The 17,722-nt window shown below is 74.2% G+C and carries 18 protein-coding genes; 13 read left to right on the top strand and 5 right to left on the bottom strand.

What is annotated here, in order from left to right; translation table 11 throughout:
• The first annotated feature begins 251 nt into the window (after window positions 1-251).
• From ACGF7U_RS03605 to ACGF7U_RS03635, 7 genes are all read left to right on the top strand, one after another.
• Window positions 252-596 carry a hypothetical protein gene (locus tag ACGF7U_RS03605; protein WP_393102494.1) on the top strand — a complete coding sequence of 115 codons (345 nt, stop codon included), beginning with the start codon at window positions 252-254 and terminating at the stop codon, window positions 594-596.
• 31 nt (window positions 597-627) lie between these two features.
• A complete protein-coding gene (locus tag ACGF7U_RS03610; protein WP_393102495.1) occupies window positions 628-969 on the top strand; it encodes a hypothetical protein in 342 nt (113 codons plus the stop codon).
• Window positions 970-1,347: 378 nt separating this feature from the next.
• A complete protein-coding gene (locus ACGF7U_RS03615) occupies window positions 1,348-2,763 on the top strand; it encodes a PhoH family protein (protein ID WP_393102496.1) in 1,416 nt (471 codons plus the stop codon).
• Between the two features lie 272 nt (window positions 2,764-3,035).
• Window positions 3,036-3,734 carry a lytic transglycosylase domain-containing protein gene (locus ACGF7U_RS03620; RefSeq protein ID WP_393102497.1) on the top strand — a complete coding sequence of 233 codons (699 nt, stop codon included), beginning with the start codon at window positions 3,036-3,038 and terminating at the stop codon, window positions 3,732-3,734.
• A 270-nt stretch (window positions 3,735-4,004) separates the two neighbouring features.
• Complete coding sequence (locus tag ACGF7U_RS03625) at window positions 4,005-4,658, top strand: rhomboid family intramembrane serine protease (protein WP_393102498.1); 654 nt, start codon at window positions 4,005-4,007, stop codon at window positions 4,656-4,658.
• A 116-nt stretch (window positions 4,659-4,774) separates the two neighbouring features.
• Window positions 4,775-5,743, top strand: coding sequence for an NAD(P)/FAD-dependent oxidoreductase (locus tag ACGF7U_RS03630; RefSeq protein WP_393102499.1), 969 nt, complete (start codon window positions 4,775-4,777; stop codon window positions 5,741-5,743).
• 66 nt (window positions 5,744-5,809) lie between these two features.
• Window positions 5,810-7,402 carry a hypothetical protein gene (locus tag ACGF7U_RS03635; protein WP_393102501.1) on the top strand — a complete coding sequence of 531 codons (1,593 nt, stop codon included), beginning with the start codon at window positions 5,810-5,812 and terminating at the stop codon, window positions 7,400-7,402.
• 18 nt (window positions 7,403-7,420) lie between these two features.
• On the opposite strand, the gene ACGF7U_RS03640 is transcribed toward ACGF7U_RS03635, so the two are convergent.
• Complete coding sequence (locus ACGF7U_RS03640; RefSeq protein ID WP_393102503.1) at window positions 7,421-8,119, bottom strand: TetR/AcrR family transcriptional regulator; 699 nt, start codon at window positions 8,117-8,119, stop codon at window positions 7,421-7,423.
• A gap of 141 nt (window positions 8,120-8,260) precedes the next feature.
• On the opposite strand from ACGF7U_RS03640, the gene ACGF7U_RS03645 reads away from it, so the two are divergent.
• A complete protein-coding gene (locus ACGF7U_RS03645) occupies window positions 8,261-9,208 on the top strand; it encodes an NAD-dependent epimerase/dehydratase family protein (protein ID WP_393102505.1) in 948 nt (315 codons plus the stop codon).
• Between the two features lie 132 nt (window positions 9,209-9,340).
• On the opposite strand, the gene ACGF7U_RS03650 is transcribed toward ACGF7U_RS03645, so the two are convergent.
• On the bottom strand, window positions 9,341-10,330 hold the full coding sequence (locus ACGF7U_RS03650) for a DMT family transporter (RefSeq protein ID WP_393102507.1): 990 nt from the start codon (window positions 10,328-10,330) through the stop codon (window positions 9,341-9,343).
• A complete protein-coding gene (gene glpX / locus ACGF7U_RS03655; RefSeq protein ID WP_393102509.1) occupies window positions 10,327-11,361 on the bottom strand; it encodes a class II fructose-bisphosphatase in 1,035 nt (344 codons plus the stop codon). The genes ACGF7U_RS03650 and glpX overlap by 4 nt, the downstream gene beginning before the upstream one ends.
• A gap of 153 nt (window positions 11,362-11,514) precedes the next feature.
• Here glpX and ACGF7U_RS03660 point away from each other — a divergent pair, with 153 nt between their 5' ends.
• The 3 genes from ACGF7U_RS03660 (at window position 11,515) to ACGF7U_RS03670 (ending at window position 14,244) form a co-directional block, all read left to right on the top strand.
• Window positions 11,515-12,228 (top strand): DUF4245 domain-containing protein, encoded by a 714-nt coding sequence (locus ACGF7U_RS03660; protein WP_393102511.1) that lies wholly within the window; start codon window positions 11,515-11,517, stop codon window positions 12,226-12,228.
• Between the two features lie 110 nt (window positions 12,229-12,338).
• On the top strand, window positions 12,339-13,154 hold the full coding sequence (locus tag ACGF7U_RS03665) for a hypothetical protein (protein ID WP_393102513.1): 816 nt from the start codon (window positions 12,339-12,341) through the stop codon (window positions 13,152-13,154).
• A 235-nt stretch (window positions 13,155-13,389) separates the two neighbouring features.
• A complete protein-coding gene (locus tag ACGF7U_RS03670) occupies window positions 13,390-14,244 on the top strand; it encodes a hypothetical protein (RefSeq protein WP_393102515.1) in 855 nt (284 codons plus the stop codon).
• Window positions 14,245-14,314: 70 nt separating this feature from the next.
• On the opposite strand, the gene ACGF7U_RS03675 is transcribed toward ACGF7U_RS03670, so the two are convergent.
• Window positions 14,315-14,527, bottom strand: a complete 213-nt coding sequence (locus tag ACGF7U_RS03675) for an exodeoxyribonuclease VII small subunit (protein WP_393102517.1) — start codon at window positions 14,525-14,527, stop codon at window positions 14,315-14,317.
• Window positions 14,528-14,563: 36 nt separating this feature from the next.
• Complete coding sequence (gene xseA / locus ACGF7U_RS03680) at window positions 14,564-15,784, bottom strand: exodeoxyribonuclease VII large subunit (RefSeq protein WP_393102519.1); 1,221 nt, start codon at window positions 15,782-15,784, stop codon at window positions 14,564-14,566.
• Between the two features lie 258 nt (window positions 15,785-16,042).
• On the opposite strand from xseA, the gene ACGF7U_RS03685 reads away from it, so the two are divergent.
• Together ACGF7U_RS03685 and ACGF7U_RS03690 are read left to right on the top strand one after the other, a co-directional pair.
• Window positions 16,043-17,032: a 4-hydroxy-3-methylbut-2-enyl diphosphate reductase gene (locus ACGF7U_RS03685; protein WP_393102521.1), complete on the top strand. Its 990-nt coding sequence runs from the start codon at window positions 16,043-16,045 to the stop codon at window positions 17,030-17,032.
• A 183-nt stretch (window positions 17,033-17,215) separates the two neighbouring features.
• Window positions 17,216-17,671 carry a hypothetical protein gene (locus tag ACGF7U_RS03690; RefSeq protein ID WP_393102523.1) on the top strand — a complete coding sequence of 152 codons (456 nt, stop codon included), beginning with the start codon at window positions 17,216-17,218 and terminating at the stop codon, window positions 17,669-17,671.
• The last annotated feature ends 51 nt before the right edge of the window (window positions 17,672-17,722 follow it).

Consider the following 17,722-nt stretch of genomic DNA (forward strand, 5'->3'; position numbering starts at 1 on the left):
GACCAGCCGGCCGTCGGTGCCCGCCCCGGCACGCTGTTGTCACGCGGACGTGACGCGGTTGTCGGCGTGCCGGTAAACGATCCGGCACCGCTCCTGAGGGGTGTCACCTGGGCAGAATAGATGCCCGTAGAGGCGGGAGTAATCAGACGAAAAGCTGATACTGTCACGTCCATGAGACAATCTACGGTGTGTCACGTGCATGAGACGATCAGTGCTCACATGCGTCACGCCCCCGGCGCGAGGGGGGTGTGGTGACCGAGCTCGCCACCCGAGCCCAGGCCTTCGGTCTGGTCGCGCAGGGAGTGGCCGCGGGTCTGAGCGCGCCCTGGCGCCTCTACCTCGCCCGAGGCTGCCGTTACCTGTCGCTCAGCGTCGGTGACCGCGCCGAGTGGGACGCCTGGCGTACCCACCTCGGCTGCCCGGAACTCAGCGTCCGCGTGTACGACGCCGGCGGGGAGATCCGGCGGTCCTCGGTGGCCGAGGTCGTCCTGGACGGCTGCCGGATCAGCGTCGAGCTGGTCGAGGAGGTCAGCACGGACGACCTGGACCGGCTGCTGGTCGCCGATCCCACCCCGGTCGAGCCGGAGGAGCGGTGACCGGGCACCCGCGGCGCACCGGAGCCGCCGAATGAGCCCCTTCCTCGCGGTCTTCCTCGTCCTCGTCCTCGCGGCCACGAGCTACGCCGCCGGCCGGCTGCACGGTCAGCTCAGCTACCGGATCGGCTACCGGTTCGGCTACCGGCAGGGCTACTTCGACGGCGACCGGGGCGCCTGGAACCGCCGCCGCCGCGACGCCCAGGCGGCCATCGCCTCCGCGCTGGCCGGCCCGCCGCCGACCACGGCCACCACCCGGGTCACCGGCACGGTGGTCCGGCCCGGCACCACGTACACCGGCTCGTCGTTCGCGGCGCCGGCCGCCCCGGTGGCCGGGCGGCACCCGACCGGCACCCTGGTCCGGCGGACCGGTTGAGCCCGGTCGACGGGGATCCCGAGGCCCCGTCGGCCGGTACCCAGGGCGCGGTGCGTCGTCCGCGGCGGACACGCACCGTCGGGACCACGTCAGACCGGTGACGGTGGTCCCACCGGCCGGGATGCGCGCAGGGGGCATGCATCCCGGCCGGTTCCGCCGCCGCCCGTTAACGAGCCGGTCCCCGGAGTTCCACGATCGCCCTCTAGCCCGCAGGGTCCGACGCCGCTAGCGTCTAGGCATGGCACGGGGTTCTCCCGGGCCAGCCGGCCCGCCCGGATCTGCGACCTCGCACACGGGGTTCCGCATCCGACCCCGTGTCCCCGGGCACCGGAGGAGGCGGAACACGGGTGGCGGGTGCCCATCCGTCGGAGCAGGCCTGTGACGACTCGCCGTACGACCGCCGGGGCCGACCAGACCACGGCCGCGACTGCCACGACCCGCCGCACCACCCGGAGCCGCCGCGGCGCGTCCGCCGCTCCGGTCGACGCCGAGGAGCCCCGACCAGCCGGCCAGGCGTTCGTCCTGGACACCTCGGTGCTCCTCTCCGACCCGGCGGCCTTCCACCGCTTCGCCGAGCACGAGGTGGTCCTGCCCCTCGTGGTCATCTCCGAGCTGGAGGGCAAGCGACACCACCCGGAGCTGGGCTGGTTCGCCCGGCAGTCCCTGCGCATGCTGGACGAGCTGCGGGTCCGGCACGGGCGGCTCGACCGTCCGGTGCCGGCCAACGACTCCGGCGGCACGCTGCGGGTGGAGCTCAACCACTCCGACGACGGCGTGCTGCCGCCGGGCTTCCGCACCGACTCCAACGACGCGCGGATCCTCTCCGTCGCGCTGAACCTCGCCGCCGAGGGGCGGGAGGTGACCCTGGTCAGCAAGGACATGCCGCTGCGGGTCAAGGCCGCCTCGGTGGGCCTGCGGGCCGACGAGTACCGGCACGGCCAAGCTAGCGACCCCACCTGGACGGGGATGGCCGAGCTGGAGCTGGCGGAGGAGCAGATCGGCCGGCTCTACGCCGGCGAGACGCTCGACCTGGACGCCGCCGCCGGGCTGCCCTGCCACACCGGCCTGGTGCTGCACTCGGCGCGCGGCTCGGCGCTCGGCCGGGTGCTGCCCGACAAGACGGTGCGGCTGGTCCGCGGCGACCGGGAGGCGTTCGGGGTGCACGGCCGCTCGGCCGAGCAGCGGATCGCCCTCGATCTGCTGCTGGACGAGTCGGTCGGCATCGTCTCGCTGGGCGGGCGGGCCGGGACCGGCAAGTCGGCGCTGGCCCTCTGCGCCGGGCTGGAGGCGGTGATGGAGCGCCGCCGGCACAAGAAGGTGGTGGTCTTCCGCCCGCTCTACGCCGTCGGCGGGCAGGAACTGGGCTACCTGCCCGGCTCCGAGTCGGAGAAGATGTCGCCCTGGGCGCAGGCGGTCTTCGACACCCTCGGCGCGGTGGTGCACGAGAACGTGCTGGAGGAGGTCACCTCGCGCGGGCTGCTGGAGGTGCTGCCGCTGACCCACATCCGGGGGCGGAGCCTGCACGACGCCTTCGTGATCGTGGACGAGGCGCAGTCCCTGGAGCGCGGCGTGCTGCTGACGGTGCTCTCCCGGATCGGCCAGGGCTCCCGGGTGGTGCTGACCCACGACGTGGCCCAGCGGGACAATCTGCGCGTCGGCCGGCACGACGGGGTGACCGCCGTGATCGAGGCGCTCAAGGGCCACCCGCTCTTCGCCCACGTCACCCTCAGCCGTTCGGAGCGGTCGCCGATCGCTGCGATGGTGACCGATCTGCTGGAGGACATCCCGCACTGATGACCGCTATGTGATGCTTTGTCCGGATAATTTGAGTGACGGAAGTCACATTCGGGCTCCTTGGTTTCCCATCGGCCTCACCGTGCGCGATGGTGTCCAACGAGCGCCCACGTACCGACGAGATCGTTGGTGATCGTTCGTCACACCGACATCTCCCACCCCGGTACGTCGGCTGCGACCGGCACAGGGTCGGGGCGCTCGCGGCTCGGGCCCTCCCCCTCAGGCAGGGGTGCCCCGTGCCGTGTCCTTGCCCCCGACGAAGGGACCACTTCGTGAGTCGGCTGTGGAGCCGGTTCGGCGCCCGCACTGCCGCTGTCGCGCTGCTCTCCGTGGGCGTTGCCGGCGGTGTGTACCTGGGCGAAGACCGCCAGACCCAGCAACAGGGCCTGACCTCGCAGGCGAGTGTGGCCGTCGAGCAGGCCGAGCTGGACTACCAGCGCGAACGGCACGCCGCCCACCAGCTGCAGTCCGCGAAGCAGCGGGCCGCCGAATACCAGGCGAAGCTGCGCGCCGCCGCCGCGGCCAAGGAGGCCGCCAAGCGGGCCCGCGAGGCCGAGGCCGCCGCCGCGTCGCGGAAGAAGGCCCGCGAGGACGCCGCCAGGGCCGCCGCGGAGAAGGCCGCCGAGAGCAAGCCGTACGACGGGCCGATCCCGGCGTCCTGCGCCGAGTACAGCGGCAACCGCGAGGTCGGCTGCGCGCTCATGGTGAAGGCCGGCTTCGGGATGGACCAGTTCCCCTGCCTGGACAAGCTGTGGAACAAGGAGAGCGGCTGGAACCACAAGGCCCGCAACCCCTCCTCCGGGGCGTACGGCATCCCGCAGGCGCTGCCGGGCAGCAAGATGGGCTCGGTCGCCGACGACTGGCAGACCAACCCGGCGACGCAGATCAAGTGGGGCCTCGGCTACATCGAGGGCCGCTACGGCTCGCCCTGCAAGGCCTGGGCCCACTCGCAGGACGTGGGCTGGTACTGACCGACCGACCTCGGCGGGGTGTGTGGGCGTCCACACACCCCGCCGACGTCTTTCCCCACCCGGATCGCCCGTCGATCCGTGCCCGGGTCGCCCGTCGTGCCCCGCGCGGTCGCCCGTCGTGTCCCCGCGCGGTCGCCCGTCGTGTCCCCGCGCGTCGCCCGTCGTGTCCCCGCGCGTCGCCCGTCGTGTCCCCGCGCGTCGCCAGTCGTGTCGTTGCGCGGATCGGCGCAGAGGTGGCGGCACGGGCCGTCACCTGATAGCTCTTGACGGGTGACCCTGCACCCGGGAAGCGGCGACCCCCACCGGTTCGGCACCGAGGCGTTCTACGCCGCCCTCGGCCGGGCCTTCGTCGCCATGTGCGCGGTGGTGCCGTTCCTGTTCCTCATCGAGGCCCTCGACCAGGGGCTGGCGGCGGGCTTCGACACCGCCGCCGGGATCATCCCGAAGCGCATCGACGGGCTCGACGGGGTGTTCTTCTCGCCGTTCCTGCACCACGGCTTCGACCACCTCTACAGCAACAGCATCCCGCTGATCCTGCTCGGCACCTTCGTGCTCGCCGCCGGCGCCCGCCGGTTCCTCTGGTCGACGCTCGTCATCGTCCTGGTCAGCGGGTTGGGGGTGTGGTTCACCGGCTCGTCCAACTCGGTGGTGGTGGGCGCGAGCGGCGTCATCTTCGGTTACCTGGGCATCCTGCTCATGCGGGGCATCGTCGAGCGGAGCTGGTGGAACTTCGCGGTCTTCCTGCTGGTCGGCCTGCTCTACGGCTGGCAACTGGTCGGCATCCTGCCCACCGACGAGCGGATCTCCTGGCAGGGGCACCTGTTCGGGCTGCTCGGCGGGGCGGTCGCCGCCATCGTCTTCCGCCGCCGCCGGGACGACCTCGGCGGCCCGTACCGCTCGGAGTCCACCCTCACCCTGCCCTGAGCGCCGACGCGCCGGCGCTGTACGGCCTGGTGGGACATCCTTGCCCGGGCCCGCCCACGGCCCTACCGTCGGGATCAGCACGCGTTGATCCGTGAGCGGAAAGCGACGGTACGCCCATGCGCGAGGTCGATGTCGCGGTGATCGGGGCCGGCCCGGCCGGGCTCTTCGCGGCGTACTACGCCGGGTTCCGCGGGCTCTCCGTGGCGGTCGTCGACGCGCTGCCCGAGCCCGGCGGCCAGATCACCGCCATGTACCCGGAGAAGCTGATCCACGACGTGGCCGGCTTCCCGGCGGTCAAGGGGCGGGACCTGGTCGCCAACCTCGTCGCCCAGGCGGCGCCCTTCGACCCGCTCTACCTGCTCGGCACCCGCGCGGAGAAGCTCTCGTACGCCGACGGGCGGCCGGTGCTCGGCCTCGCCGGCGGCGAGCAGCTCGGCTGCGGAGCGGTGATCGTCACCGGTGGGCTGGGCAGCTTCACACCCCGCCCGTTGCCGGTGGCGGAGCACTTCGTCGGCACCGGGATCGTCTACTTCGTGCCCCAGCCGACGGAGCTGGCCGGCCGGGACGTGCTGATCGTCGGCGGCGGGGACTCCGCCTTCGACTGGGCGGCGACCCTCCAGCCCCTGGCCCGCTCGGTGACGTTGGCGCACCGGCGGGAGAAGTTCCGCGCCCACGCGGCCACCGTCGCCCGGGTGCTGGACCTGCCGGTGCGGGTGATCGTCAACGCCGAGGTGACCGGGCTGCACGGCGACGGCGCGGTGACCGGCGCCGAGATCACCGTACGCGGCGGCGCCGTCGAGCTGCTGCCGGTGGACACGGTGGTCGCGGCCCTCGGCTTCACCGCCGACCTCGGCCCGCTGGCCGAGTGGGGGCTGCGGCTGGACCGCCGGCACATCGTGGTCGACAGCGCGATGGCGACGAACCTGCCCCGGGTCTTCGCGGCCGGGGACATCACCGAGTACCCGGGCAAGGTGCGCCTGATCGCCACCGGCTTCGGCGAGGCCGCCACGGCGGTGAACAATGCCGCGGTGGCCATCGACCCGAGCGCGCACCTGTTCCCCGGGCACTCCTCGGACGGCACCTGACGCACCGGTACCGGATGCTGCCCCGGCCGTGGCCGGATCGAGATCAATTGTTGCGACGGTGGGTCGATGAGCGACCCGGCCCCGCACCGCGACGGTGCGCCGGCGACCCTGGCCTGGCTGGGGCACCCCGCGACGGTCGCCGCCCTCGTCCTGCTCGTGGTGAACGACCACCTGCTCAAGGCTGCCTTTCCGGGCCCGCTGACCGGAAAGCTCAGCGACGTCGCCGGACTGGTCCTCGCGCCGCCGCTGGTCGCGGTGCTGCTCACCCTGCTGGCACCGCGGTTGCCGGCCCGTACCGCCGTCGCGGTCGGGCTCGGTCTCGTCGCCGCCGGCTTCACCGCCGTCAAGTCCAGCGGGTACGCCGCCGCCGGCGCCTCGGCGCTCTGGAGCGCCGTCAGCGGGCCGTCGCTGGTGCGGGCGGACCGCACGGACCTGCTCGCCCTGCCGGCGCTGGCCCTCGCGGGCTGGACCTGGTCACGGTCGCGGCGGGAGCCGGTGCGGCGGCGCTCCGCCCGGCTGGTCCGCCTGCTGGTGCTGCTGCCGGCGGCGACGCTGGCGGTGGCGGCGACCAGCGCCGTCCACTACCCCGACGCCGTCCGGGCGGCGGTCCTCGACGAACGGTTGGCGGCCGGCATCGGCCACAGCTACGCCGACCGGGCATTCGACAGCGCGCCCTCCTGGCGGGTGAGCGACGACGCGGGGGCGACGTGGCGCGACCCGACGCGGGGCGAGGCCGAGGCGTTGAAGGGCAGGAAGGGGTCGGCGGCCGGACCGGTCAGCCGGGGCTGCTCGACCGCCACGCCGACGCGCTGCTACCGGCTGATCCCCGGCCGGCTCGCCGTGCAGCAGAGCGACGACGCGGGGCGGAGCTGGCGACCGGCCTGGGCGGCCACGGAGGCGCAGCGCGCCGTGCTGCGCCGCCAGTACCCGGACCCGGGGCCGCGCGGGGAGCGCATCGCCGCGCAGGAGCTGACCGTGTGGGACAATGGCGACGGCCGGCACGTCGTGCTGGTGGCCAACGGCCGGGACGGCTTCGCCATCCGTCGGCCGGACGGGACCTGGGAACGGCTCGGCTTCGTCGACGCCCGGGTGGGCGGGTACCCGTTCGGCGGACGCCCGCCGGCGCTGGGCCGCAGCACCCCGGCGGACCGGGGCGACGATCCGCTGCTGGCCCTGCTCGTGGGGCTCACGCTGGCGGCGCTCGTGCTGGCCGTGTCGGCGGTGCGGGCGCGGCTGCCTGCCGGCGCGGGGCCCTGGCTGCCGAGCGTCCTGGCCGTGCCCGCCGTCGTCGCCTGGGCGCCGCTGGCCATGGTCTGGACGCGCGAGCTGGTCATCGCGGAACTTGGTCTCGTCGCGTCGCTCGTGTTCCTGTTCGGCGTGCTGCTGCTGTCCGCCTGGGCGCTGGGCGGGCTGCGGGGCGCGCGAGGTCGGTGGGCCCTGGAGGTGCTGCTGGCCGCCGCCCTGACCCTGGCGCTGACCGCGTTGCCGCTGGTCGGCTGGCTCTACGGCCGCCCCGCGTACACCCGCACCGCGCTGCTGCTCGCCGTGGCGGCCACGGTGCCGGGGCTGCTGCTGGGCTGGCGGGCGGCCCGGTTGGTGGGAGCACCCGCCCCGGCCGGTCCGCCCCAGCCGCCGCCCCCCGCCGGGCCGCCGCGCTGACGCCGTCAAGCCCGTGCGTCAGGCCGCCCGGGGGAGGCCGATCAGGTCGGCCATCAGTGCCGTCTGGTGGTCGAAGTAGGCGTCCCGGTGCGGCAGCGCGTCGTTGATCCGGCCGAACAGCTCGAAGCTGATGAGCCCGAAGAGCTGCGTCCAGCCGGCCATGCCCCGGGCGAGCAACGCCTCGGGCAGCCCGCCGCCCAGGGTCCCGCCCAGGTCCGCGAGGTCGGCCCGGAGCGGCTCGGGCGGCTCGCTGGCGGGCGGCGGGTCGATCCGGCCGGCGGCGTACCCGTCGCGGAGGATGCCGACCAGGGCCAGTGGAGGTCGTTGGGCGGGGCCGATGGTGTCGGCCGGCGCGGCGTAGCCGGGCACGGGGCTGCCGTAGAGCAGGGCGTACTCGGCGGGGTGGGTGAGCGCCCACTCCCGGGCCGCGCGGCAGACGGCGTGCCAGCGCCCGCGCAGGTCGAGGCGGTCGCGGCCGGCGTCGGCCGCCTCCACGGCGTCCCCGAGCGCGTCGTACGCCTCGATGATCAGCGCGGTCAGCAGGTCGTCGCGGCTGGGGAAGTAGCGGTAGATCGCCGACGAGACCATGCCCATGTCCCGGGCGACCGCGCGCAGGGACAGGTTGGCGCCGTCGGTCGCGAGGTGGCGCCGCGCGACGGCCTTGATCTCGTCGATCATCTCGGCGCGGACCCGGGCGCGGATCGAGGGTGCAGCCATGCCCCCACCCTGCCACGAACGAGAGCGCAGATCAAAATCGAGAGCGCTGCTCTTGACGCGGGCGTGGCGGTGGGTGCATGCTGGTGTCGAACGAGAGCACCGCTCTCGAAACGTATCGCCGCCCTGAAAAGGTGACCCCTGATGGCACTGCACGTGATCGTCGGCGCCGGCCCCGTCGGCACCGCCACCGCCCGCCTCCTCGCCGATCGGGGCGAGCGGGTGCGGCTGGTCACCCGCCGGGGCAGCGGGCCGGAGCACCCGGCGGTCGAGCGGATCGCCGCGGACGCCACCGACGCCGACCGGCTGGCCGCGGCGACCACCGGCGCGGCGGCGCTCTACAACTGCGCCAACCCCGCCTACCACCGGTGGAGCACCGACTGGCCGCCGCTGGCGGCCGCACTGCTCGCCGCCGCCGAGCGAAGCGGGGCGGTGCTCGCCACGGTCGGCAACCTCTACGGCTACGGTCCCGTCGACGCCCCGATGACCGAGGCGACGCCGCTGCGGCCGAGCAGCGTGAAGGGGCAGGTGCGGGTGCGGATGTGGGCCGACGCGCTCGCCGCCCACGGGGCGGGCCGGGCCCGAATCACCGAGGTGCGGGGCTCGGACTACCTGGGCGCCGGCGCCCAGTCGCTGGTGAGCATGTTGGTGCTGCCCCGGGTCGTGGCGGGCCGGCGCGCGCTCGTGCCGGCGGACCTCGACGCGCCGCACAGCTGGACGTACGTGGGCGACGTGGCCCGCACGCTGGTGGCCGCGGCCACCGACGAGCGCGGCTGGGGCCGGGCCTGGCACGTGCCGACGACGCCGGCCGTCCCGATCCGCGAGCTGGCCGTCCGCGCGGCGACGCTCGCCGGGGCGCCCGCGCCGAAGCTCGCCCGGATGCCCGGGCTGGTGCTGTGGCTGGGCGGGCTGTTCGACCCGACGGCCAGGGAGATGCGGGAGGTGGCCTACCAGTTCGACCGGCCGTTCGTGCTGGACTCCACCGCCGCCACCGTCACCTTCGGCATCGACCCGACCCCCCTCGACGACGTCCTCGCCGAAACCGTCGCGGCCCTCCGCGCCCCCGCCACCCGGCCGGCGCGAACCCCCTGACCCCGGCGGCGGGGCACGACCACGATGCGGCGCGACAGCCTTCCGGCACGACGGCACGCGGCGCGACGGGGGCGACGGCACGCGGCGCGACGGCATGCGGCGCGACGGCCGGGTGGCCGGCGGTGGGACGCCTCAGGCCGGGTGACCCGGCCGGCGGGGCGCGGGCGGGGCCAGGGCGGCGACGAGGACCGCGACCATGGTCAGCGCCGCGCCGAGCAGGGTGGTGACGCTCGGGTGGGAGGCCGTCGTGGGCAGCAGCACGTCCAGCAGCACGGCGCCGACGATCTGACCGGCGATGCTGGCCAGGCCGAGCAACAGCACGCCGGTGAACCGGACGATCGCGGCGGCGACCGCGATGAACACGATCCCGATCGGGCCGCCGAAATAGAGCCACGGCTCGGTCGGCAGGTCGCCCGCCGGCCAGCCGCGGACCGCGACGTCAACGGCGAAGGTCGCCAGCAGGGCCGCCATCCCGACGGCGAAGTTGACCAGCGTGGCCGTCAGGGCGCTGCCGGAGGCCATCCGGACACGGCCGTTGACCGCCTGCTGCCAGGCGATGGCCACCCCGGCGAGCAGCGGCAACAGCGCCAGCCCGAGGGTGCCCGGGTCGCCGAGCCGGTCGCCGACGGCCAGCAGGACCGCGACCACGGTCAGCGCCGCGCCCGCCAGCCGCTGGGCGGTGACCGGCTGGCGTCCGTTCGGGCCGACCCCGGCCCGGTCGACGGCCAGGCTGCTGCCGGACTGGCCGGCGACCACCGCCACCGTGAAGACCGCCACACCCAGGGTGCCGATGGTCAGCCCCTGGGTGGCCACCAGGAACGCGCCGCAGACCCCGCCGAGGCACTGCCACGGGCGCAGCGCGCCGTCGGCGAGCGCGGCACGCAGGGCGACCAGGCCCCGCCGCCCACCCGGGGTGGCGGGGACCAGCACCAGCAGCACGAGCAGGCCCACGCCGAACGAGACCACCGCGGCGGCGATCCCGTCGGCCAGGCGTACGCCCAGCTCGCCGTTGATCCGGGACTGCACGGCCACGGCGACCCCGGAGGCGGTCGCGAGGCCCACGCCGGCGATCCGGCGCGTCGCCGACGGAGTCGGCGGGGCCGGCGTCCCGGTGACGGTCACTCCTGCTCTGCCAGGGGACGACCGTCGAAGTCCACCGCCGAGTAGAGGGCCAGCTTCTCCAGCCGGTGGTACGAGTCGATTACGCGGATGGTGCCGCTCTTCGAGCGCATCACGATCGACTGCGTGTACGCCCCACCGGCCCGGTAGCGGACGCCGCGCAGCAGGTCGCCGGAGGTGACCCCGGTCGCCACGAAGAAGCAGTTGTCGCCGGTGACGAGGTCGTCGGTGGTCAGCACCCGGTCCAGGTCGTGCCCGGCGGCGAGCGCCTTCTCCCGCTCCTCCGCGTCGCGCGGCCAGAGCTTGGCCTGCATCACCCCGCCCATGCACTTGAGGGCGCAGGCCGCGGTGATCCCCTCCGGGGTGCCGCCGATGCCCATCAGCACGTCGACGTCCGACTCGCCGCGGGCGGCGGCGATGGCGCCCGCGATGTCGCCGTCGGAGATGAAGCGGATGCCGGCCCCGGCGCGCCGGATCTGCGCGACCAGGTCGTCGTGCCGGGACCGGTCCAGCACGCAGACCGTCACCTCGGAGATGTCGGTGCCCTTGACCCTGGCGATGCGGCGCAGGTTGTCGGCCACCCCGGCGTTGATGTCCACCACGTCCGCGTAGGCCGGGCCGACCGCGAGCTTCTCCATGTAGAACACGGCGCTCGGGTCGAACATCGCCCCGCGCTCGGCGACCGCGAGCACGGCCAGGGCGTTCGGCATGCCCTTGCTCATCAGCGTGGTCCCGTCGATCGGGTCGACCGCGACGTCCACCTCCGGCCCGGTGCCGTCGCCGACCTCCTCGCCGTTGAAGAGCATCGGGGCGTTGTCCTTCTCGCCCTCGCCGATGACCACGACGCCCCGCATCGGGATCGAGTTGATCAACTTGCGCATCGCGTCGACGGCGGCGCCGTCGCCGCCCTCCTTGTCACCCCGGCCGACCCAGCGGCCGGCGGCCATCGCCGCGGCCTCGGTGACCCGGACCAGGTCGAGGGCGAGGTTGCGGTCGAGATCCTGTGGGATCCGCGTCCTGGTGGTGTTCGTCATGACGGCTCCTCCTCGCGACGTTGCGGGGCGGCAGGATGCGGCGTCGCCGCTGCCGGGTGTGTCGCTGATCCTCACACGATGGCTGACCGGGCGCCGGGCCGGGGCGGTGATGGCCCGGATACGGCCGGTCGGGCGGTGCGGGAAGATGGCGGGGTGGAACCCGCACAGCCTGCCGATCGCGTACCCGCCGACCAGACCCCGCCGGACGGCCAGCCGCCGGCCGCCCCGACCCCGGCCGCCGCCGTACCCGAGGGGGAGCCGGCGCTGGTGGAACCCGCCGGCGCGGCGGGGCGCGTGCCGGCCGACGGCGCGGCGGAGACGGGCGAGCTGCCCGCGCCGCCGCCCGCGGTCGACGCCCGCAAGTCGGAGCGGTCGCCGAAGGACATGGCGCTCTCGCTGCTCATCCTGCTGGTCCCGATCGCCCTGCTGCTCGCCTTCCACCGGGGGTTCCTCGGCGGCGACCAGCCGGTCACGGTCGACCCGGCGCCCGCCGTCGAGTCGGCCCGGGCCGCCAACGCCTTCCCGGTCAGCGAGCCGGTGGAGCTCGGCGACGGGTGGCAGACGGTCAGCGCGAACTTCCAGACCGTCGAGGGCGGGGCGAGCCTGCGCCTCGGCTACGTGACCCCCGAGGGGCGGGGTGCCCAGCTGGTGCAGAGCAGCGTGCCGCCGGAGCGGCTGCTGCCGACCGAGCTGACGGCCGAGGGGCAGCCGCAGGGGCAGACCGACCTGGGCGGCCGCACCTGGCAGCGGTACACCGGGCGGCCCAACGAGCAGGCGCTGGTGCTGCTCGAACCGAACCGCACGGTGATCGTCGTCGGTGACGCCCGGGACAACGAGCTGCGGCACCTCGCCGGATCGATCCGCTGACCGCTCCCAGGCACCCCCCGGATGTCGGCCGGATCGGCTACGCTGCCCCGGCTCACTGCCCGGCGGCCCGTGGTCGGCCCGGTGCTTACGTTCTGCGAAGAGAGACGACTGTGAACATTCGACGGTGGAGCGTCGGCGTGCTTGCCGCCACCCTGCTCGTTCCCGGCCTGGCCGCCTGCAAGTCGGACGCTGCCGAGCCGGCCGCCGCCGGCTCGGCAGCGTCGGCCGCCGACGCCATCCCCGCCGACCCGAAGGAGGCGGTGCTCGCCTCCACCAAGGAGATCGAGAAGGGGAACTTCAACTTCACCATCTCCGGTGGCGGCATCAGCGGCAAGGGCTCGGTGCACAAGCCCAGCAACAGCGCCGAGTTCACGATGAAGGTCGACGACGGCTCCGGCTCGACCTTCGGCATGGAGATGATCTACATCGAGCCGGACAGCTGGGTGAAGCTGGAACTCGGCGACCTGGGGGCGATGATATCGGGCGCGGACAAGATGAAGGACAAGTACCAGCACCTCGACCAGTCCAAGGTCAAGGACGCCGGCGAGCTCGGCCTCAACATGAAGGACGTGGACCCGGCCGGCAGCGCGGCGCTCGCCAAGGGCATCACCGAGGTGCAGAAGACCGGCGAGGGCACCTACGCCGGCAAGCTGGACGCGTCCGCCGTGGGCGACGACTCGGCGGCCCTGGACTCCGACCTGGTCAAGGCGCTCGGCGCGCAGGCCAAGTCGCTGCCCTTCACCGCCAAGCTGGACGCCCAGGGCCGGCTCACCGAGCTGGTCATCTCGGTCCCGGCGGCCGGTGACACCAAGGCCCACGACATCACGGTCACCTACGCCGACTACGGCAACGCCACCACCCCGCAGAAGCCCTCCGCGGACAAGGTGGTCGAGGCCCCGGCCTCGACGTACGAGATGCTCAAGTAACGAGCGGCACGACGGGAAACGGGCGGCTCCGGCCGCCCGTTTTCGCGTTCCGGGTCAGCCGACCGGGGCAACCGGACAGAACGGTGATTGTGCGACGCGACGGCAGGGAACAACAGGGGGGCGGGCCCGGCCGGCCGCCCCGGCAACCGGGGCCCGTGCGACGCAGCCGGCGTGGTGCGTCGCCCGGTTTCCGGCCGCCGCCAGGTGCGTCGGGTGACCCACGTGGGAGACACGCATGACTGTTCGACGCCTGAGCGCCGGCCTGGTGGCCGCCGCGCTGTTCACTCCCGGTCTGGCCGCCTGCAACGCCACCGGGACCCCGGAGGCGGGATCGTCCGCCTCCCCGACCGTCTCGGCGTCCGGCACCGCGGCACCCTCCGGTGCCGCGACCCCGGTCCCCGGTGACGCCAAGCAGGCGTTGCTGGCCTCCACCCGCGAGATCAGCAACGGCAACTTCCGGTTCACCATGTCCGGCGCCGGCTCCACCGCCGAGGGGCAGGTGCACGAGCCCAGCCAGAGCGCCGAGATGCGGGTGACGGTCGGCAAGCCGACCGACGACCTGTTCATGAAGCTCGACCTCGTCCACTACAAGCCGGACAGCTGGGTGAAGGTGGACCTCGGCGGCACGACCGCCGGCAGCCTGCCGGGCGTGCAGAAGCTGAACCTCGGCAAGTACCAGCACCTGGACCAGACCCGGATCAAGGGCAACCGGAACCTGGGCTTCGACTTCGACAAGGTCGACCCGGCCGGCAGCGAGGTGCTGACCCAGGGCATCACGGAGGTACGGCAGACGGGCGAGGGCGCGTACGCCGGCACCATCGACGTGTCGAAGGCGGCGGAGGCGGGCTCGGTGGACCCGACGGTGATCACGGCCCTCGGGGCGCAGGCGAAGTCGGTGCCCTTCACCGCGAAGCTCGACCCGCAGGGGCGGCTGAGCGAGATGGTCATCCAGATCCCGGCCGCCGGCCAGACGAAGGCCCAGGACATCCGGATCACCTACTCGGACTACGGCAGCGCCACCGCGGCGCGGAAGCCGCCGGCGGACCAGGTGGTCGAGGCGCCGGCCGAGCTCTACAACCTGTTCAACTGACGCGGTCGACGCGGGCGCGGGGCGGCTCCGGCCGCCCCGTTCGGCGTCCCCGGCCCGCCCGGCGCGGACGTCAAGAAGCAGACTCCTGCCGGGCGGCGTCGATCCGGGCCCGGGCGCCGTCCAGCCAGCGCTGGCAGATCCCGGCCAGCTTCTCGCCGCGCTCCCAGAGCGCCAGCGACTCCTCCAGCGTCGTGCCGCCCGCCTCCAGCCGCTCGACCACCGACGCCAGCTCGGCGCGGGCCTGCTCGTAGCTGAGGCGCTCGTCCTTGTTCTCGTCAGTCATCGCTGCCATCCCACCACATCCGCTTGCGTACCCCGTTCACCCGTCGACCGTGGCGGCCAGCTCGCCGTCGGCGAGGCGGACCCGCAGCGCGTCGCCCTTGCCCACCTCGGACGCCGCGCGCACGACGTGGCCGTCGGCCCGCTGGACGATCGCGTAGCCCCGGTCGAGGGTGGCGGCGGGCGAGAGGGCCCGCAACCGGGCCAGGGTGTGCCGCAGGTCGTCGTCGGCGGCGGCGAGCCGGTGGTCCAGGCAGCGCCGGGCCCGCTGGCTGAGCGCCGTCAGGTCGGTGGCCCGCTGGTCGACCATCACCTGCGGCCGGGCCAGCACCGGCCGGGAGCGCAGCCCGTCGAGCCGGTGCGACTCGCGGTCGACGAGGTTGTGCACCGCGCGCTCCAGACGGTGCCGGGCCTGCCGGATGAGGCGCACCTCCTCGGTGAGGTCCGGGACCACCCGCTTCGCCGCGTCGGTCGGCGTGGAAGCGCGCAGGTCGGCGACGTAGTCGACCAGCGGCGCGTCCGTCTCGTGGCCGATCGCGCTGACCACCGGCGTGCGGCAGGCGAAGACCGCCCGGCAGAGCGCCTCGTCGGAGAAGGGGAGCAGGTCCTCGATGCCGCCGCCGCCCCGGGCGATGATGATCACGTCGATGGTCGGGTCGGCGTCCAGCACCTTGAGCGCGTCGACGATCTGCGGGACCGCGCTCGGCCCCTGCACGGCCACGTTGACCGTGCGGAACTCCACGGCCGGCCAGCGCCGGCGGGCGTTGGTCAGCACGTCCCGCTCGGCGGCCGACGCGCGGCCGGTGATCAGCCCGATCCGGTTGGGCAGGAACGGCGGCCGGCGCTTGCGGGCCCGGTCGAAGAGCCCCTCGGCGGCGAGCAGCTTCTTGAGCTTCTCCAGCCGGGCCAGCAGCTCGCCGAGGCCGACCTGGCGGATCTCGTCGGCGCGCAGGCTGAGCGTGCCCCGGGCCGCGTAGAACTCGGGCTTGGCGTGCAGCACCACCCGGGCGCCCTCGCGCAGCTCCGGCGCGCCGGCGTCGAGGACGTCCCGGTTGGTGGTGACGGTCAGGCTCAGGTCGGCCGACGGGTCCCGCAGGGTGAGGAAGACGGTGGTGGCGCCCGGCCGGCGGCTGATCTGCGCCACCTGCCCGTCCACCCACACCCAGCCGAGCCGGGCGATCCAGGCGCCGACCTTCTGGCTGACCACCCGGACCGGCCACGGCTCCTCGGACGTGCTCCGCCCCACCTCGCCTGTGCTCACCCGCCCACCCTACGGCCCGCCCCGGACACTCCCGGCGTCGCGGCGTCGGCGCGGCCGCGCGCAGATCTTGGTGTGAAACGGCCCTCCGAGGGCCCGTCCCTACCAAGATCTCGCCGCTCGGGGCGCCGAACGGGGTCGTCCGGAGGTCGCCGGCGGCCGTGCGCGCTGCCGGTGCGCTCGTCCGCCACGGCGCGGGCCCGCGCCGTGGCGGCGGTCGCAGCCGATGTCGCGATCCGGGGCGGCACGTACGATGGGCGGGTGACTCAGGCTGAAGCGACGTCCCGGACCGGCAAGCGTGTGCTCCTGGCCAAGCCCCGCGGCTACTGCGCGGGCGTGGACCGCGCGGTGCAGACCGTGGAGGAGGCGCTCACGCTCTACGGCGCGCCGATCTACGTGCGCAAGCAGATCGTGCACAACAAGCACGTCGTGCAGACCCTGGAGGCCAAGGGCGCGATCTTCGTGGAGGAGAACGAGGAGGTGCCGGAGGGCGCCACCGTCATCTTCTCCGCGCACGGGGTGGCGCCGGAGGTCTACGAGCAGGCCCGGGCGCGCTCGCTGAAGGCGATCGACGCGACCTGCCCGCTGGTCACCAAGGTGCACCAGGAGGCGAAGCGGTTCGCCGCCGAGGACTACGACATCCTGCTCATCGGCCACGAGGGGCACGAGGAGGTCATCGGCACCTCCGGCGAGGCCCCGGAGCACATCCAGCTCGTGGACGGCCCGGAGGACGCCGACAGGATCACCGTCCGCGATCCGAACAAGGTCGTCTGGCTCTCCCAGACCACCCTCTCGGTCGACGAGACGCTGGAGACGGTGGCCCGGCTCAAGAAGCGGCTGCCGATGCTCCAGTCGCCGCCCAGCGACGACATCTGCTACGCCACCTCCAACCGGCAGCACGTGGTCAAGGAGATCGCGCCCGAGTGCGACGTGGTGATCGTCGTCGGCTCGCGCAACTCCTCCAACTCGGTACGCCTCGTGGAGGTCGCCCTGGACGCCGGTGCGCGGGCCGGTCACCTGGTCGACTTCGCGCACGAGATCGACGACGCCTGGCTGGAGGGGGCGCGCACGGTCGGGCTGACCTCGGGCGCCAGCGTCCCGGACGAACTGGTGCAGGAGGTGCTCGCCCACCTGGCCGCACGCGGCTTCACCGACGTGGACGAGGTGGTGACCGCCAACGAGCGGCTGACCTTCTCGCTGCCGCAGGAGCTCAAGCGGGACATGAAGGCCGCCGCCGCGGCCCGTGGCTGACCGGCCTGGGGCACGGAGGACGGCGCGGGGATTCCGCGGCGGTCGACCGGTCCCAGTCGCGGGGGCCGCGCCGGGCTCCTGGCTGGTGCACCGGTCCCGGTCGGCGGGGGCTGCGTCGGGTTCCCGGCGGTTGACCGGCCCCGGTCGGGAACGGCAGCGGGCTTCGCTGCGTCCGATACGGGTATGAGGACGTTTCGGCTCGCCGTCTCCGCGCTGGCCGTCTGCGTGGCGCTGAGCGCCTGCGGCGGCGGTCAGGACGGCGGCGGCACCCCCAGCCCGACCCCGACAGGAGCGCACCCGGTGACCAGCCCGCCCAGCCCGGACGCGAGCACTCCGGGCGTACCGCCGCCCCCCGGCGACCCGGTCGACCCGACGGGCCCGGCCCTGCCGCCACCCACGAAGCGCCCCGGCGGGCCGACGAGGCCGCCGTCGGCGGGCGGCACCACGCTGACCGGGACCGTCACCCCCGGCGTGGAGCCCAACTGCCTGCTGATCGACAACTACCTGCTCATCGGCGGGCCGCGCGACGTGTTGAAGGCGGGCGCGAAGGTGACCGTCACCGGCCGGGCCCAGCCCGACATGTTCACCACCTGCCAGCAGGGCACCCCCTTCGTGGTGGAGACGGCCCGCCGCGGCTGACCGCCGGCACACCCGCCATACCGGACCGGAGACGGGCGGAGCCCGCCCCCG

It is taken from the genome of Micromonospora sp. NPDC047670 (assembly GCF_043204915.1).
Taxonomy (GTDB): Bacteria; Actinomycetota; Actinomycetes; order Mycobacteriales; family Micromonosporaceae; genus Micromonospora.

Coding starts and splice junctions, on each gene's coding strand:
- ACGF7U_RS03630 (WP_393102499.1), top strand. CDS start 4,775: ATGCGCGAGGTCGATGTCGCGGTGATCGGGGCCGGCCCGGCCGGGCTC.
- ACGF7U_RS03635 (WP_393102501.1), top strand. CDS start 5,810: ATGAGCGACCCGGCCCCGCACCGCGACGGTGCGCCGGCGACCCTGGCC.
- ACGF7U_RS03670 (WP_393102515.1), top strand. CDS start 13,390: ATGACTGTTCGACGCCTGAGCGCCGGCCTGGTGGCCGCCGCGCTGTTC.
- ACGF7U_RS03645 (WP_393102505.1), top strand. CDS start 8,261: ATGGCACTGCACGTGATCGTCGGCGCCGGCCCCGTCGGCACCGCCACC.
- ACGF7U_RS03610 (WP_393102495.1), top strand. CDS start 628: ATGAGCCCCTTCCTCGCGGTCTTCCTCGTCCTCGTCCTCGCGGCCACG.
- ACGF7U_RS03640 (WP_393102503.1), bottom strand. CDS start 8,119: ATGGCTGCACCCTCGATCCGCGCCCGGGTCCGCGCCGAGATGATCGAC.
- ACGF7U_RS03675 (WP_393102517.1), bottom strand. CDS start 14,527: ATGACTGACGAGAACAAGGACGAGCGCCTCAGCTACGAGCAGGCCCGC.
- glpX (WP_393102509.1), bottom strand. CDS start 11,361: ATGACGAACACCACCAGGACGCGGATCCCACAGGATCTCGACCGCAAC.
- ACGF7U_RS03690 (WP_393102523.1), top strand. CDS start 17,216: ATGAGGACGTTTCGGCTCGCCGTCTCCGCGCTGGCCGTCTGCGTGGCG.